Genomic DNA, 15,995 nt, shown 5'->3' on the forward strand with positions numbered 1-15,995 from the left:
CTCGATGCCGCGCATCAGGGCTTTGACAGGGGCGGGGCGAGTGCCTATCATTGCGCGCCTATGTTGACCACACGACTTCCTCAGCAGGTCGAGCCCTACCGGCTCGCTGCCAATGGCGAACGTCTCGAGGGGCTGGTGCCGCTCGAGGGCTTTGCACGTCTCGCCGCCGAGAGCGGCGAGCAGCACGGCAATGTCGAGGTGCGCCTGGACTTCGCCATCGATGCCCAGGGGCGACGCATCATCGACGGCTGGCTGAGTGCCGAGCTGCAGCTGCCGTGCCGGCGCTGTCTGACGCCAATGGCGCAGCGCGTCGAAAGCCGGTTTCTGCTCGGCATGGTCAGCAGCGACGATCTGGCGGCCGAACTGCCGAGCACCCATGAGCCGGTGCTGGTGGAAAACGAACAGCTGAATCTCCTTAGCGTGCTCGAGGACGAATTGCTCCTCAGCCTGCCGCAGGTGATTTACCACGAGGAGGCGCAGTGCCGCGTCTCTCGCGACCAGCTGACCAGCGGTGAGGCGTCCGCAGTCGAGGAGACGTCCGCTGTCAGTCCTTTCGAGGTGCTGCGCACCTTGAAAGACAAATCCTGATTCATCATCGATACACTCTGGAGTGATATCTCATGGCAGTTCAACAGAACCGCAAGACCCGTTCCAAGCGCGGCATGCGTCGTAGCCACGACGCCCTGAGCGCGCCGACCCTGTCCCAGGACAAGGAAACCGGCACTACCCACCTGCGCCACCACGTCTCTCCGGACGGCTTCTACCGTGGCCGCAAGGTCGTCGACGTTTAAGTCGACGTTCGACCTGGCGTATCTCGCCCGCTGATCATGCGCGTCGCCATCGATGCGATGGGCGGGGACCTCGGTCCCCGCGCCACCGTGCAGGGCGCCGCGCGTGCGCTGCTTTCGCAGCCACGACTCTCTGCCTGTCTGTTCGGCCCTCGGCCGCTGTTGGCGGCCGAAATCGCTGCCTTGCCTGCCGATCTGAAGGTGGTCGCAGAGCGGCTGACGCTGTGCGATGCGCCGCGCGTCATCGATCAGGCCATGAAGCCCTCCCAGGCGCTGCGCGAAGCGCATGACAGCAGCATGGCGATGATGCTCGATGACGTGGCCAGCGGGCATGCCGATGCCGGCGTCAGCGCCGGCAATACCGGCGCGCTGATGGCCCTGGCGCGGCGGGTCCTGGGTACCGTGGCGAGCATCCCGCGTCCGGCGATCAGCACCGCCGTGCCGACCCGTGAGGGCGGCCGCTGCTATCTGCTCGACCTGGGCGCCAACGTCGAGGCGTCGGCGGCGCGACTGGTGGATTTCGCGCTGATGGGTGAGGTGATGGCGCGGCGCGTGGATGGTCTGGCGGCTCCCCGGGTGGCACTGCTCAATATCGGCGTCGAGGGCACCAAGGGCAGCGCCAGCGTGCGCGAGGCGGATGCCCTGCTGCGCGACATGTCAGGACTCGATTATCGCGGCTTCATCGAAGGCGACGGTATCTATTCCGGACGGGTCGATGTGGTAGTGTGCGACGGTTTCGTCGGCAACGCCGTGCTCAAGGCCAGCGAAGGCCTGGCGAGAATGTTGATGGAGCGCGTGCAGGCGACCTTCGATGCCCACTGGAGTAGCCGGTTGGTGGGGCTGCTGGCACGTCCGGCGCTGCGGCGCCTCAAGCGTGAGCTCGACCCGGTGCGCTACAACGGCGCCAGTTTGCTGGGGCTGAACGGAATCGTGGTCAAGAGCCACGGCGGGGCCGATGCCGCGGGTTTCGGCTATGCGGTGGGGCGTGCCATGCAAGAGGTCGACCAGGCGCTGCCGCAGCACCTGGCGCGGGAGCTGGACCAGTGGCGGTGTGCTAACGCGTCGGTCGCGTGCGGCCGAGGCGTTAGCGGGGCCGACCCCCGTCGAATGGACGCAGACAACCCCCAGAGGTGATAGCCATGACTCAATCCCTGGCCCTCATGTTCCCGGGACAAGGCTCCCAGCACATGGGCATGATGCGCGAGCTGGCGGAGCGCTACAGCGTGGTGCGTACGACCTTCGAGGAGGCTTCGGACGCGCTGGGATACGATCTCTGGCACGTGGTGCAGGAGGGGCCGGAAGAGGACCTCAATGCCACCGCCTGTACTCAGCCGGCGCTGCTGACGTCGAGCGTGGCGATCTGGCGCGTGTGGCAGGAGCTCGAAGGGCCGCGCCCGGCGGCGATGGCCGGGCACAGCCTGGGCGAGTACAGCGCCATGGTGTGCGCCGGCGTGATGACCTTCGCCGAAGGCGTACGGCTGGTCAAGCTGCGCGGCGAGGCGATGCAGGCGGCGGTGCCGGCGGGCAAGGGTGCCATGGCGGCGATCCTGGGCCTCGACGACGCAGCCGTGGAGGCGGCCTGCGAGCAGGCCGCCCAGGGTGATGTGGTCTCGGCAGTCAACTATAATGCCCCCGGCCAGGTGGTGATCGCCGGCGCGGCGGCGGCAGTGGAGCGCGCCATCGCGGCGTGCCAGGAAGCCGGCGCCAAGCGTGCGCTGCCGCTGCCGGTGTCGGTGCCGTCGCACTGTGCGCTGATGCGGCCCGCTGCCGAACGGCTGGAAGCGGCGATGGACGCGATCGAGCTGCGTGCACCGCGCTATACCGTGGTGCAGAATGTCGATGCGCTGGCGCATGCCGATGTCGATACCCTGCGCACGCGGTTGATCGAGCAGCTGTATCGTCCGGTGCGCTGGACCGCCTGCGTCGAGGCGATGGCCGCCCAGGGTGCCGAGGTGTTCATCGAGTGCGGCCCGGGCAAGGTGCTGACCGGCCTCAACAAGCGTATCGCCCGCGGCAGCAAGGGGCTGGCGGTCAACGACCCCGACAGCCTGAGCGCGGCGCTCGAGCTGGCCCATGAGGCCGGCAAGCAGGGCTGACGCAGAGCGTCGGTCGATCAGGATCATGACTCAATCGGGACAGGCTATGAGCGAAGCGAGAATTGCATTGGTCACCGGCGCTAGCCGCGGTATCGGGCGCGCCATTGCCCATGAGCTGGGCCGCCAGGGGCGTGTGGTGATCGGTACGGCGACCAGCGAAAGCGGTGCGGCGAAGATCGATGCCGATCTCAAGGCCCAGGGGATCCAGGGCGCCGGGCGCTGCCTGGATGTCACCGACCAGGCCGGCGTCGATGCGCTGATCAAGGCCATCGGCGAGGAGTTCGGCGCACCGACCATCCTCGTCAACAACGCCGGCATCACCCGCGACAATCTGCTGATGCGCATGAAGGACGACGAGTGGGACTCGGTGCTGGACACCAACCTCAAGTCTGTCTATCGCGTCAGCAAGGCCTGTCTGCGCGGCATGACCAAGGCACGCTTCGGGCGTATCGTCAGCATCAGCTCGGTGGTGGCGACCATGGGCAATCTCGGCCAGAGCAACTATGCTGCGGCCAAGGCCGGCATGGAAGGTTTTTCTCGCGCGTTGGCGCGCGAGGTGGCGTCGCGTAACATTACCGTCAACAATGTGGCGCCGGGCTTTATCGCCACCGACATGACCGATGCCTTGCCCGAGGCGCAGCACGAGATGTTGCTTGGCCAGATCCCGCTGTCGCGGCTCGGTCAGCCGGAGGAGATCGCCGCCGCGGTGGGTTTCCTGACCGGCGAGACGGCGGGCTACATCACCGGCGAGACGCTTCACGTCAACGGTGGCATGAACATGCGCTGATTGCGCGCAGGTCGCTTCGGGGCGCGCGTGTTGCGTCGCCTTGGGGCGGTCTATACACTACCCCGCAGCTTTTTGGGCTAGCGGATTTCGAACGGCTGGATTTTCAACGGCTATTTTGAACGACTGGAGTGACCACATAATGAGCACTATCGAAGAGCGCGTGAAGAAGGTTGTGGCCGAGCGCCTGAACGTCAAGGAAGAGGACATCCAGAACACCTCCTCCTTCACCGAAGATCTCGGCGCCGATTCGCTGGATACCGTCGAGCTGGTGATGGCGCTCGAAGAGGAATTCGATACCGAAATTCCCGACGAAGAAGCCGAAAAGATCACCACCGTTCAGGAAGCGATCGACTACGTCAACGCTCACCAGTAAGGTGTGACGTCAGCGTATTACGCTGTCGGATCGCGGCCAGTGGCCGTTACGGGAGCCGTCCTGCCAGCAGGGCGGCTCCCGTTTTCGTATGACGCTGACGCCCGCTGACAGTCGGTTCGACACGGCCGTTGCGGGGATGTTTTAGCGACGGCCACAGGCCGCTCAGGTTCAGGTATAATGCGCGCAAAACGGCACGTGGCCTGCTTGGCGTGGCCGTGCCATCAAGGGTGTTTGGAGGAGAGCTGATGTCTCGGAAAAGGGTCGTGGTGACCGGGCTCGGTCTGGTAACGCCGGTGGGTAACACCGTCGACGCGAGTTGGGCGAATATTGTGGCCGGCAAGAGCGGCATTGCCGCCATCGAGCATTTCGATGTCAGCGGCTTCAACACGCGCTTCGGCGGCTCGGTGAAGGACTTCGATATCAGTCCTTACCTGAACCCCAAGGACGCGCGCAAGATGGACCTGTTCATTCAGTACGGCGTGGCTGCGGGAGCACAGGCGATCAGCGACGCCGGCCTCGAGTGCAGCGAGGAGAACGCCGATCGTATCGGCGTGGCAATCGGCTCGGGGATCGGCGGGTTGCCGATGATCGAACACAACCATAATGCCCTCAACAAGGGCGGCGCGCGGCGCATCTCGCCATTCTTCGTGCCCGGATCGATCATCAACATGATCTCCGGCAACCTGGCGATTCAGCACGGTTTTCGCGGCCCCAATATCGCGATTACCACTGCCTGTACCACCGGTACCCACAATATCGGCTACAGTGCCCGCACCATCGCCTACGGCGACGCCGACGTGATGATCTGCGGCGGCGCCGAGATGGCCACCACGCCGCTTGGCCTGGGCGGTTTCTCGGCGGCCCGTGCGCTGTCGACGCGCAACGACGACCCCGCCGCGGCCAGCCGCCCCTGGGATCGTGACCGCGACGGTTTCGTGCTCTCCGATGGTGCCGGGGTGATGGTGCTCGAAGAGTACGAGCACGCCAAGGCGCGTGGGGCGACCATCTACGCCGAACTCAAGGGCTTCGGCATGAGCGATGATGCCTACCACATGACCGCGCCGCCGGAAGACGGCCGCGGTGCGGCGCTGGCGATGCAGAATGCGGTGCGCGACGCCGGCATCGACGCCGCCAGCATCGACTACATCAACGCCCACGGTACCTCCACACCCGCCGGCGATCTCGCCGAAAGCCGTGCAGTCAGGAAGGTCATGGGCAGTGGCGCCGAATCGGTGGCGGTAAGCTCCACCAAATCGATGATCGGTCATCTGCTGGGTGCCGCCGGGGCGGTGGAGGCGGTATTCAGCGTGCTGGCGATGCGCGATCAGGTCGCGCCACCGACCATCAACCTGGACAACCCCCAGGAGGGTTGCGATCTCGACTACGTGCCGCACACCGCCCGCGAGATGAAGATCGACGTGGCGCTGTCCAACTCGTTCGGCTTCGGCGGCACCAACGGCTCGCTGATCTTCACCCGGGTCTGAGGCGGCCGCGTGGAGCCGCTGCCCCTCGATGATCGTGGACTGGCCTATGGCGACGGCCTGTTCGAGACCGTGCTGCTGCGTGATGGCCAGCCGCTGCTGTGGCGCGAGCACCTGGCGCGCCTGCAGCGCGGTGCCGAGCGGCTGGGATTCACCGCGCCCGACGCCGATACCCTGCGTGCCTGCTGCGCCGAAGCGCCAGCCGGGCTCGCCGTGCTCAAGCTGATCGTCACCCGTGGCAGCGGCGGGCGCGGGTACCGGCCGCCGGACGCGCCGTCACCGCGGCTGCGCTGGCAGCTTGCCGCCTTCGCCGCGCAGCCTGAGCGCTGGCGTGACGGCGTGCGGGTGCGTCACTGCCGGCTGCGCCTGGGGCGCCAGCCGGCACTGGCTGGGATCAAGCACCTCAACCGCCTGGAGAACGTGCTGGCGCGGGGCGAGTGGCAGGACGACGCCATCGCCGAGGGGCTGCTCAGCGACAGCCACGGGCAGCTGGTCGAGGCGACCTGCATGAACCTGTTCTGGTCGCGGCAGGGGCGCCTCGAGACCCCGCGGCTGGCGTACTGCGGTGTGGCCGGGACCCTGCGTGATGCGCTGCTGTCGAAACTGGCCATCAGCGAGGTCGAGGCTGGCCCGGAAGCGCTGCTCGACGCCGAGGCGGTGTGGCTGGGCAACTCGCTGCAGGGCGTATGGCCGCTGGTGCAGCTCGACGCCGCCGAAGGAGCCTGCCTGCGCCGCTGGACGCTGGACGCACATCACCGCCTATTGCAGGATGCCGGGCATGCGCTGCTGGGCTATCCGGCGATACGCTGAGACGCAATTGATCGAGGACACGAGATGCGAGTGGTCAAGGGCCTGCTGTTGCTGGCCGTGGTGGCGGCAGCCGCCGTCTATGCGGGCTATCGTTATTGGGAATCGCGACTCGAGGCGCCCTTGGCGGTGGCCGAGAACACCCTCTACGAGGTACCGCGCGGCGCCGGCTACAATCGCGTGGTGGCTGACCTGGCGGCGCGTGGGATCATCGCCGACGACTGGGCGTTTCGCCTGCTGACGCGGATCGAACCCGAGTCGGTGCCGCGCCTGCGCGCCGGTGAGTACATGCTCGAGCCGGACATGAGCGGCCGCGAGCTGATCGAGCTGCTGGGCAGCGACCGGGTGGTCACCTATCCGCTGACGATTCCCGAGGGCTGGACCTTCCGCCAGATGCGCCAGCTGCTCGACAACGCGCCCAAGCTCGACAATCGCACCCAAGGACTCTCCGACGACGAGGTGATGGCACTGCTCGACCGTGAAGGCGTGCATCCCGAGGGCTGGTTCTTTCCCGATACCTATCGCTATCACAAAGGTGTCAGCGACCTGGAGATCTTGCAGCAGGCGCTGAGCCGTATGGAGCGGGTGCTGGAGGAGGTGTGGGAGGCGCGCGACGACGACCTGACCATCGACACGCCCTTTGAAGCGCTGATCATGGCCTCGCTGATCGAGCGCGAGACCGGCGCGCCGGAAGAGCGCCGCGAGATCGCCGGGGTGTTCAAGCGGCGCATGCAGCAGGGCATGCGCCTGCAGACCGACCCCACGGTGATCTACGGCATGGGCGAGCGCTACGAGGGGCGCATCACCCGCGCCGACCTGCAGGAAGCCACGCCCTACAATACCTATGTGATCGACGGCATGCCGCCGACGCCCATCGCCATGCCCGGACGCGCGTCGCTCGAGGCAGCGGTCAACCCGCTGCCCGGCGAGACGCTCTATTTCGTCTCCCGGGGCGACGGCACCCATCACTTCTCCCGTACGCTGCGCGAGCACAATAACGCGGTCAATCGGTATATACGGAATCGCTGATTACGGAGCGGCAGTAGCCATGCAGCAGCGCGGACGTTTTATCACCCTCGAAGGCGGCGAAGGGGTCGGCAAGACCACCAACATGGCCTGGGTCTGCGACTGGCTCAGCGCCCGCGGCATCGAGGTGGTGCGCAGTCGCGAGCCGGGCGGCACGCCGCGCGCCGAGGCGATCCGCGAGCTGCTGCTCGACCCCGTCAGCGACGAGCCGCTGGACGACGATGCCGAGCTGCTGTTGGTGTTCGCCGCCCGCGCCCAGCATCTGGCGCGGGTGATCCGCCCGGCGCTGGCGCGGGGCGCCTGGGTGGTGTGCGACCGCTTCACCGATGCCACCTTCGCCTACCAGGGCGGCGGGCGCGGCCTGCCGGCGGCGCGCATCGCGGCCCTGGAAGACTTCGTGCAGGGCCAGCTGCGCCCCGACCTGACCCTGCTGCTGGATATGCCGGTCGCTGCGGCCCGCCAGCGCCTGGCCACGCGCGGCTCGCAGCCGGACCGCTTCGAGCAGGAGCGCGAGGCATTCTTCAGCCGCGTACGAGAGGCCTACCTGGCACGCGCCGCCCAGGCGCCCGAGCGCATCGCGGTGATCGATGCCGGCGGGACGCTCGATGCCGTTCAGGCCCAGCTCGGTGAGCGCCTGGCAGCACTGCTGGAGGCCTCGCCATGAGCGTCCCCGCGCCTTTTCCCTGGCAGCAGGCGCTATGGGAGCGGCTCACCGCCCAGCAGGACGCCGGGCGCCTGCCTCATGCGCTGCTGCTCAGCGGTGCCCACGGCGTCGGCAAGCAGGAGCTGGCCGAGGCACTGGTGGCGCGCAGCCTGTGTCAGGCGCCCGGCGCGCTGGCCTGCGGCCGCTGCCATAGCTGTGCGATGCTGGCCTCGGGCTACCACCCCGACCTGCTGCGGGTGTCGCCGGTGGAGAAGAGTCGCCAGATCCGCATCGACCCGATCCGCGAGGTCAACGCCTTCGTCAATCAGACCGCCCAGCAGGGCGGCTATCGCGTCATCGTGCTGCAGCCGGCCGAAGCGATGAACGTGGCGGCGGCCAATGCCCTGCTCAAGAGCCTCGAGGAGCCCGGCGAGCGCACCCTGTTCCTGCTGCTGGCCGATATCCCGTCGCGTATGCTGCCCACCATTCGCTCGCGCTGCCAGCAGTGGAACCTGGCGATACCGCCGGCGGCGGCGTGCCTGGCGTGGCTCGGCGAGGAACTCGGCGATGCCGATGAAGCGCCGTTCTGGCTCACGGCCGCGGGCGGGCTGCCTCTGCTGGCCCGCGAGATGGCCGAACCCGAGGCGCGGGCGCTGCGTCAGACCCTGCACGAGCTGTTCGATGCGCTGGTGCGCGGTGCCGAGCCGGTGGCCGAGGCCTCGCGGCTCTCGGGGCAATCGGTGGAGCGCATCCTGTGGTACGGTATCGCCTGGCTCGAGGACCTGATTCGGCTGGGGCTGTCGGGAGACCGCCGCGAGCTGCGCAATCCCGACCTGCTGCCGCTCTATCGCCAGGCGGTCAAGAACGCACGCATCCACGACTGGTTCCGGCTGCTCGACTATGCTCAGGAGCAGCGCCACCTGCTGGCGGTGGGCGGCAATCCCAATCCCCAGCTGGTGCTGGAAGCCTGGCTGGTGCGCTGGTCGGCGCTGCTGCGTTCGTGACTCCCCCGGATATCCAGGAGGCATCGCCCATGGCCGCTCAGGAAGCCCTGTCACTGCCGATTCCCGATGTGCCGACGCTGCTGCAGGCCTATATGCCGTCGCTGGAGCGCGGTGGCATCTTCGTGCCCACCGAGGCCCGCTATGCGCTCGGCCAGGAGGTCTTCCTGCTGCTCACGCTGCCCGATGAAAGCGACCGCCTGCCGGTCACCGGGCAGGTGGTGTGGATCTCGCCACCGGGGGTCTCGGGGCGCCGTCGACCGGGTATCGGCGTGCACTTCAGCGCCGACGGCAAGGCCGTTCGCGATCGCATCGAAACGCATCTGGCGGGGCAACTGGACAAGGGTGCCGGGACCTATACCCTCTAGCTCCGCTCTTCACTCATCGATCTGGTATCTCAGCGCATGTTCGTAGACTCGCACTGCCATCTCGACCGACTCGACCTCAGCGCCTTCGACGGCGATCTCGGCGCCGCGCTGGACGCGGCCCGGGAACGTGGGGTAAGACAGTTTCTGGCCATCGGGGTAACCCTCGAGGAGGTCCCCGCGGTTGCCGCCATCGCCCGCGAGCACCACGACGTGGTGATCTCTGCCGGCGTGCACCCGCTGCACCGGGTGGATGAGGAGCCCAGCGTCGAGGCCATCAAGGAGGTGGCCGAGCGCTTCACGGCGGTGGCCATCGGCGAATGCGGTCTCGACTATCACTACCTGCAGCGCTCACCCGAGACGGTACCCAGCCGTGAGGTCCAGCGCGAGCGCTTTCGCCGCCAGCTGATCGTTGCCAGCGAGCTCGAGCTGCCGGTGATCATCCACACCCGCGAGGCGCGAGACGAGACGCTGGAACTGATCAAGGCGCACACCGACCCGGCAGTGGGCGGCGTGCTGCACTGCTTCACCGAGGACCTCGGCATGGCGCGCGAGGCGGTGCGCCACGGTTTCTATATCTCGCTGTCGGGGATCATCACCTTCCGCAATGCCGGCGCGCTGCGCGAACTGGCGCGCCAGATCCCTCTCGACCGCCTGCTGATCGAGACCGACAGCCCCTACCTGGCGCCGGTGCCGCATCGCGGCAAGTCCAACCAGCCGGCCTGGGTGGTCGAGGTGGCCGAGTGCATCGCCGCCGAGCGCGGCATCAGCGTCGATGAAGTGGCGATGCAGACCACCGCCAACTTCTATCGGCTGTTTCGCCAGGCGGCGCCCCATGCGCCGGCCGAGATGCGCGATAGCCTGGCCGCCGCCGGGCTGGTCTGAGCGCGTCGCACCACCGGGAGAGCGCCATGTCCTTCGAGCCGCTGCTGAGCGCCACCCAAGCTACCGGGTCGATACCGCCCCTCGAGCGCTGGCACCCGGCGTTGAGCGGGCGCATGGATCTGACCATCCGCGCCGACGGCCACTGGGTGCATGAGGGCACGCCGATGCGCCGCACTGCGCTGGTGAGGCTGCTCTCGACGCTGCTGCGCCGCGAGGCGGACGGCGAGCACTACCTGGTCAGCCCGGTCGAGAAGTGGCAAATCGCGGTCGAGGACTGCGCCTTCGTGGTCGTCGATGCCGAGCGCGATGGCGACAGCTGGTGGCTGACCACCAACGTCGGCGACCGTGTGGCGTTGGGCGAGCAGCAGCGGCTGACGGTCACCGCCACGCCGGATGGCACGCCGGTGCCGCAGGTCACGGTGCGCTTTGGCCTGGCCGCACGGCTGGGGCGCAACGTCTTCTACCGCCTGGTGGAGGAGGGCGAGAGCCGCGGCATCGATGGCCGCGAGCAGCTCGGCCTGGTCAGCGCCGGCCACTGGCAGCCGCTCGGCGAACTGGAGGCCATGTGAAGCTGACCGACGAGCAGCGCGCGGTGGTCGGCCATACCGGCGGCCACGCCCGGGTCGCCGCGGTGGCTGGCGCCGGCAAGACCACCACCATGGTGGCGCGGGTGCTGCACCTGCTGGCCCAGGGCGCCGCGCCGTCGCGGCTGCTGGTGCTGATGTTCAACCGCGCCGCGCGGGAGGATTTCACCGCCAAGCTGGCGCGCTGGGCGCCTGCCGGCCAGGCGCTGCCCGACGTGCGCACCTTCCACTCCATCGGCCATCGCCTGACCGGCACCCTGACTCGCTGGGGGGTACTGGCGCCGCGTGAGCTGCTGGCCCAGGAGTGGCAGCGCGAGCGGCTGCTGCGCCAGGCCGTGCAGCAGAGTCTGTACGGCGACGAGACAATGCTGGAGTCGGCGCTGGATGGCGACCGGCTCGAGGCCTTCGGCCACTTCTGCGAGCTGGTCAAGGCCGAAATGGAGGCGCCCCAGGCGCTCTACGAGCGCCTCGACTTCGGCGACGATACCGGCCACTTCGTCGATGCCTTCGACGCTGCCGAGGCGCTGCTCGAGCAGCACCGCCTGATGACCTATGCCGACCTGCTGTATCGGCCGCTACGGGCGCTAGAGGCAGACGCCGCGCTACGCCAGCGGGTTGAGGGCTTTCTCGACCATGTCATCATCGACGAATACCAGGACATCAATGAAGCCCAGCAGCGACTGCTGGCACTGCTGGCCGGCGAGCGTGCGGCGGTGATGGCGGTGGGCGATGCCAACCAGTGCATCTACGAGTGGCGCGGCGCGCGCCCCGACACCATGCTCGAGGACTTCACCCGCACCTTCGGCGCCGCCCACGACTACCCGCTGTCGACCACCTTCCGTCACGGTGATGCGCTGGCGCTGGCGGCCAATCATGCCATCGCCGCCAATCGGCGGCGTCCCGACCAGCTGTGCCTGGCGGCGGCGGGCAACCCCCATACCCGCTTGAGCGTGGCCCAGGGCGGCGGCGCGCTGGTCGAGGCGCTAGGCGTCTGGCAGCGTGACGGTCGGCACCTCGCCGAGGGCTGTATCCTGGTGCGCAGCTGGGCGCTGTCGGTATCGGTACAGCTGCAGCTGCTGCGCGCCGGGCTGCCGTTCCGCCTGGCCCGCGAGGACCGTTTCGTGTTCCGGCTGCCGCTGGTTCAGGCGCTGGCCGGCTACCTGCGCCTGGCGCGTCAGCCGCGGCTGCTCCAGGACCCGGCGCACCTGCTGCTGCTGCTCGCCCAGCCGACGCCCTTCGTGGCCCGCGAGCGGCTGCAGGCGCTGGCCACGCGGCTCGCCGAGTCGCAGCAGTGGCCGAGCCGAGATGATCCGCTGCTGGCCAGCCTCAAGCCGATCCAGCGGCGCAACCTCAAGCGCCGCTGGTCGCTGCTCTGCGACCTGCCCAAGCTGGCTGCCTGGTCGCCGTCGCGGCTGCTGGCCGAGGTGGTCGAGCGCCTCGATGCCGAGAAGGTGCTCAAGCGCGCCGCGGCGCGGCGCGAGAAGGGCGAGGAGGACGTGCGGCTGCTCGATGTGCTGATCGAGCAGGCCGCCGAGCTCGACCATGACCCGGAGGCCTTCATTGCCCTGCTCGAGCGGCCCGATCGCGATCCCGCGGCGAGCGCCGGCGATGCCGACGGCATCCTGATCTCCACCGTGCACGGCGCCAAGGGCCTGGAGTGGCCGCTGGTGGCACTGTGGGGCGTCAACGAGGAGGATTTTCCCCACTATAGCCGTGACAATCCGCTGACGCCGGAGCGCCTGGAGGAGGAGCGCCGGCTGTTCTACGTCGCCATGACGCGCGCCCGGGAGCAGCTGCTGATGGTCCACGACGGCGGCGAGCACCGGCCCAGCCGCTTCATTGCCGAAAGTGCCTGGGATGACTGCCAGCGGGTAGCGGATGCGCTGGGCACCGCCGACCCACCCCAGGCGCCGTTGGCGGTCGTCTCGCCGGCGCTGGTGGAGCGCTACCTGACGGCCAGCGGCCGAACGCTGGACGTCAGCGCTGCCGCCAGCGGCGTCGCCAGCCCGCCGGGCCACTACGCGGCGGCGGCCTTCGATGTCGGCCAGCGCGTACGCCATGCGGTGTTCGGCGAGGGCGAGATTCAGGTGGTCGAGGGCGACCCGGCCAATCCGGTCATCGAAGTACGCTTCACCCACGCCGGCAAGCGCCGCCTGATCGCCCTGCGCGCGCCCCTGGAACCGCTTGGAGAATCCGCATGAGATCACCGCTGATTGACGCCGCCACGCTGCAACGTCGCCTGGCAGCCAGCTCCGCTGTGCAGCTGTTCGACTGCCGCGCACGCCTCAACCAGCCAGGCGCCGGCGCGGCACTATGGCAGCAGGCGAGCCTACCCGGCAGCCTGCACCTGGACCTCGATCGCGACCTGGCGGCAGCGCCGGGGCAGGGCGGCCGTCATCCACTGCCGAGCCGCGAGGATTTCACTGCCACCCTGCAGCGCCTGGGCGTCTTGCCGTCCCGGCCGCTGGTGGTGTTCGACGACATGGGCGGCCAGCTGGCCGCAGCGCGGGCCTGGTGGATGCTTGCTTGCTGGGCCGGCCATCCCGAGGTCTACGTGCTCGACGGCGGCCTGGCAGCCTGGCAGGCCGTCGACGGAGCGCTGGTTCCGGGGGCCGCAGCGCCCGAGGCAAGCGACTGGCGGCCGGCATTCGATGAGGCGGCCTGGGTCGACGCCGACGAGGTGTTCTCGGGGCGGGCGCTCAAGCTCGATGCGCGCAGCCCGGCGCGCTTTCGCGGCGAGCAGGAGCCCATCGACCCGGTGGCCGGGCACATCCCCGGCGCCCGCTGCCGGCCGAGCGCTGCCAACCTGGACGAGAGCGGCCGCTTCAAGCCCGCCGAGCAGTTGGCAGTGGAGCTGCCTCGCGCCGAGGCGCTGGTCAGCTACTGCGGCTCCGGGGTGACCGCCTGCCACACTATCCTTGCCTACGCAGTGGCCGGCCTGCCGCTGCCACGGCTGTATGCCGGCTCCTGGAGTGGGTGGATCGAGGATCCGGCGCGTCCGGTGGCACGCGGCGACTGATCCGCTACCTTTACCCCTGTGACGTCCCACCCGACGCCAGGTAGGCAGCGATGAACTTTGCGTTGATCGGTGCGGCGGGCTATATCGCCCCCCGCCATATGCAGGCGATACAGGCGACCGGCCATCGGCTGGTGGCCGCCTACGATATCAACGATTCGGTGGGTGTGATCGACTCGATCTCCACCGACTGCGCCTTCTTCACCGAGTTCGAACGCTTTCTCGAGCATGCCTGGTGGCGCAAGCGCAAGGGGCAGGCCCTCGACTATCTGGTGGTCTGCTCGCCCAATCATCTGCATAGCGCACACGTCACTGCCGGGCTCTACCTCGGCTGCGAGGTGATCTGCGAGAAGCCACTGGTGGCCAGCGTCGAGCAACTCGACGAGCTACGCCGGGTGGAGGTGGACAGTGGCAGGCGGGTGTACTCGATCATGCAGCTGCGCCACCACCCGGTGATCCACGAACTGCGCGACCGGGTCGAGTGCGACGGGCGCGACTGCCACCAGGTGGAACTCACCTACATCACCTCCCGCGGGCCCTGGTACCTGGAGAGCTGGAAGGGCGATCCGCGGCGCTCCTTCGGGGTGGTAGCCGATATAGGCATCCACTTCTTCGATATGCTGCAGATGGTGTTCGGCGACTTGCGGCGACTGGTGTTGCACCACCGCGACGAGCACAAGGCCAGTGGCTATCTGGAGTACCGCCGGGCACGAGTGCGCTGGTTCCTGTCCATCGATGCCGAGGACCTCCCCGAGGAGGTGCGCGGGCGGCAACCTACCTACCGTTCGGTGACCTGCGACGGCGAGGCGTTCGAGTTTTCCGCCGGGTTTACCGACCTGCATACCGTCAGCTATCGCGAGATCCTCGCCGGACGCGGCTTCGGCATCGAGGCGGTGCGCCCCTGTCTGGCGGCGGTGCAGGCGATTCGCGAGGCAACGCCGGAGCCGGCGCTGGACGACGAGCTGCATCCGCGGCTGCGTGCGCTGGGCCTGGCGCGGCATGCCGGTCGCAGCGGGGGCTGATCATGGCGATGCCTTTCGTCGACCTGGCCGCCCAGCAGGCACGGCTCAAGCCACGCCTCGACGCCGCCATCCAGGGCGTGCTGGCCCACGGGCGCTATGTGCAGGGCCCGGAAGTGGTCGAGCTCGAGGAGCGTCTCGCGGCGCGGGTCGGGGTGGCCCACTGCATCGCCTGCGGCAGCGGCACCGCGGCCCTGCAGCTGGCGCAGATGGGGCTCGGCATTGGTTCAGGCGACGAGGTCATCGTGCCGGGCTTCGGCTTCGTGGCCAGCGCCGAAAGCGTGGCGCTGTGCGGGGCAAAACCCGTCTACGCCGAGATTGACCCCGATAGCCTGCTGCTCGAGCCCCAGGCGCTGGAGGCGCTGATCACCCCGCGTACCCGGGCGATTATGCCGGTCTCGCTGTTCGGCCAGTGCGCCGATATGCAGGCGATCACCAAGCTGGCCGAGCGCCACGGACTGGCGGTGATCGAAGATGCCGCCCAGAGCTTTGGTGCCCACCGCCATGGCCGTGCCTCGTGCAGCCTTAGCCAGGTGGCCTGCACCAGCTTCTTTCCCAGCAAGCCGCTGGGCTGCTACGGCGACGGGGGAGCCCTGTTCACCGATGACGAGGCGCTGGCGACGCACCTGCGGCGCCTGATCAATCACGGCGACGCGGGGCGCTACCGGCATCTGCAGCTGGGCATGAACAGTCGCTTGGATACGCTGCAGGCGGCGATCCTGCTGGTCAAGCTCGACGACTTCGATGCGGAGGTGGCGCAGCGCCAGGCGGTGGCGGAGCGCTATGACCGGCTGCTGGCAGCGCTGTCGCTCGATCGCCCGCGGTTGCTGCCCGGCAATCTCAGCGTCCATGCCCAGTACACCCTGCAGCTGGAGGGGCGCGACGCAGTGGCGGCGCGGCTGCATGAGGCCGGGATTCCCACCGCGATTCACTATCCCCGGCCGCTCTATCGCCAGCCGGCGGTGGCCGACCCGGGGTGCCGGCTGAGCGTCTGCGAAGCGGCCTGCGAGCGGGTGCTCAGCTTGCCCATGCACCCCTACCTGGAACAGGGGCAGCAGGAGAGGGTGGTCGAGGCCCTGGGCGACGCCCTGCGCGGAGCGTAAGCCGACAAAAAATGCCACTGG

General features: G+C 68.5%; 18 protein-coding genes. All 18 read left to right on the forward strand.

Annotated features, from left to right (window positions below; translation table 11 throughout):
- The first annotated feature begins 60 nt into the window (after positions 1 to 60).
- The 18 genes from CK498_RS17460 (at position 61) to CK498_RS17545 (ending at position 15,974) form a co-directional block, all read left to right on the forward strand.
- A complete protein-coding gene (locus CK498_RS17460; RefSeq protein ID WP_095622123.1) occupies positions 61 to 588 on the forward strand; it encodes a YceD family protein in 528 nt (175 codons plus the stop codon).
- 32 nt (positions 589 to 620) lie between these two features.
- A complete protein-coding gene (gene rpmF, locus CK498_RS17465) occupies positions 621 to 791 on the forward strand; it encodes a 50S ribosomal protein L32 (RefSeq protein WP_010627954.1) in 171 nt (56 codons plus the stop codon).
- A gap of 36 nt (positions 792 to 827) precedes the next feature.
- Complete coding sequence (plsX, locus tag CK498_RS17470) at positions 828 to 1,922, forward strand: phosphate acyltransferase PlsX (RefSeq protein WP_095622124.1); 1,095 nt, start codon at positions 828 to 830, stop codon at positions 1,920 to 1,922.
- A gap of 5 nt (positions 1,923 to 1,927) precedes the next feature.
- A complete protein-coding gene (gene fabD / locus CK498_RS17475; protein ID WP_095622125.1) occupies positions 1,928 to 2,884 on the forward strand; it encodes an ACP S-malonyltransferase in 957 nt (318 codons plus the stop codon).
- Between the two features lie 46 nt (positions 2,885 to 2,930).
- Complete coding sequence (gene fabG, locus CK498_RS17480) at positions 2,931 to 3,671, forward strand: 3-oxoacyl-ACP reductase FabG (RefSeq protein WP_095622126.1); 741 nt, start codon at positions 2,931 to 2,933, stop codon at positions 3,669 to 3,671.
- A 139-nt stretch (positions 3,672 to 3,810) separates the two neighbouring features.
- Positions 3,811 to 4,044, forward strand: coding sequence for an acyl carrier protein (gene acpP, locus CK498_RS17485; RefSeq protein ID WP_016414620.1), 234 nt, complete (start codon positions 3,811 to 3,813; stop codon positions 4,042 to 4,044).
- A 245-nt stretch (positions 4,045 to 4,289) separates the two neighbouring features.
- Positions 4,290 to 5,528 (forward strand): beta-ketoacyl-ACP synthase II, encoded by a 1,239-nt coding sequence (fabF, locus tag CK498_RS17490; RefSeq protein WP_095622127.1) that lies wholly within the window; start codon positions 4,290 to 4,292, stop codon positions 5,526 to 5,528.
- Positions 5,529 to 5,537: 9 nt separating this feature from the next.
- Positions 5,538 to 6,335, forward strand: coding sequence for an aminodeoxychorismate lyase (gene pabC / locus CK498_RS17495; RefSeq protein ID WP_095622128.1), 798 nt, complete (start codon positions 5,538 to 5,540; stop codon positions 6,333 to 6,335).
- Between the two features lie 24 nt (positions 6,336 to 6,359).
- Positions 6,360 to 7,361: an endolytic transglycosylase MltG gene (gene mltG, locus CK498_RS17500; RefSeq protein WP_095622129.1), complete on the forward strand. Its 1,002-nt coding sequence runs from the start codon at positions 6,360 to 6,362 to the stop codon at positions 7,359 to 7,361.
- Between the two features lie 19 nt (positions 7,362 to 7,380).
- Positions 7,381 to 8,022: a dTMP kinase gene (gene tmk, locus CK498_RS17505; RefSeq protein WP_095622130.1), complete on the forward strand. Its 642-nt coding sequence runs from the start codon at positions 7,381 to 7,383 to the stop codon at positions 8,020 to 8,022.
- Positions 8,019 to 9,005, forward strand: a complete 987-nt coding sequence (locus CK498_RS17510; RefSeq protein WP_095622131.1) for a DNA polymerase III subunit delta' — start codon at positions 8,019 to 8,021, stop codon at positions 9,003 to 9,005. The genes tmk and CK498_RS17510 overlap by 4 nt, the downstream gene beginning before the upstream one ends.
- Positions 9,006 to 9,034: 29 nt before the next feature.
- Complete coding sequence (locus CK498_RS17515) at positions 9,035 to 9,370, forward strand: PilZ domain-containing protein (protein WP_095622132.1); 336 nt, start codon at positions 9,035 to 9,037, stop codon at positions 9,368 to 9,370.
- A 36-nt stretch (positions 9,371 to 9,406) separates the two neighbouring features.
- Entirely contained in the window at positions 9,407 to 10,252 is an 846-nt protein-coding gene (locus tag CK498_RS17520) for a TatD family hydrolase (protein WP_095622133.1), read from the forward strand.
- 26 nt (positions 10,253 to 10,278) lie between these two features.
- On the forward strand, positions 10,279 to 10,821 hold the full coding sequence (locus CK498_RS17525) for a DUF1285 domain-containing protein (protein WP_095622134.1): 543 nt from the start codon (positions 10,279 to 10,281) through the stop codon (positions 10,819 to 10,821).
- Positions 10,818 to 13,037, forward strand: a complete 2,220-nt coding sequence (locus tag CK498_RS17530) for an ATP-dependent helicase (RefSeq protein WP_095622135.1) — start codon at positions 10,818 to 10,820, stop codon at positions 13,035 to 13,037. Before CK498_RS17525 ends, CK498_RS17530 begins: the two co-directional genes overlap by 4 nt.
- Positions 13,034 to 13,855, forward strand: a complete 822-nt coding sequence (locus CK498_RS17535; RefSeq protein ID WP_095622136.1) for a sulfurtransferase — start codon at positions 13,034 to 13,036, stop codon at positions 13,853 to 13,855. Before CK498_RS17530 ends, CK498_RS17535 begins: the two co-directional genes overlap by 4 nt.
- Positions 13,856 to 13,905: 50 nt before the next feature.
- Positions 13,906 to 14,874 (forward strand): Gfo/Idh/MocA family oxidoreductase, encoded by a 969-nt coding sequence (locus tag CK498_RS17540; RefSeq protein ID WP_095622137.1) that lies wholly within the window; start codon positions 13,906 to 13,908, stop codon positions 14,872 to 14,874.
- Between the two features lie 2 nt (positions 14,875 to 14,876).
- Positions 14,877 to 15,974 (forward strand): DegT/DnrJ/EryC1/StrS family aminotransferase, encoded by a 1,098-nt coding sequence (locus CK498_RS17545; RefSeq protein ID WP_324615554.1) that lies wholly within the window; start codon positions 14,877 to 14,879, stop codon positions 15,972 to 15,974.
- Positions 15,975 to 15,995 lie beyond the last annotated feature (21 nt).

Origin of the sequence: Halomonas salipaludis, from assembly GCF_002286975.1 — a bacterium.
Taxonomy (GTDB): Bacteria; Pseudomonadota; Gammaproteobacteria; order Pseudomonadales; family Halomonadaceae; genus Franzmannia; species Franzmannia salipaludis.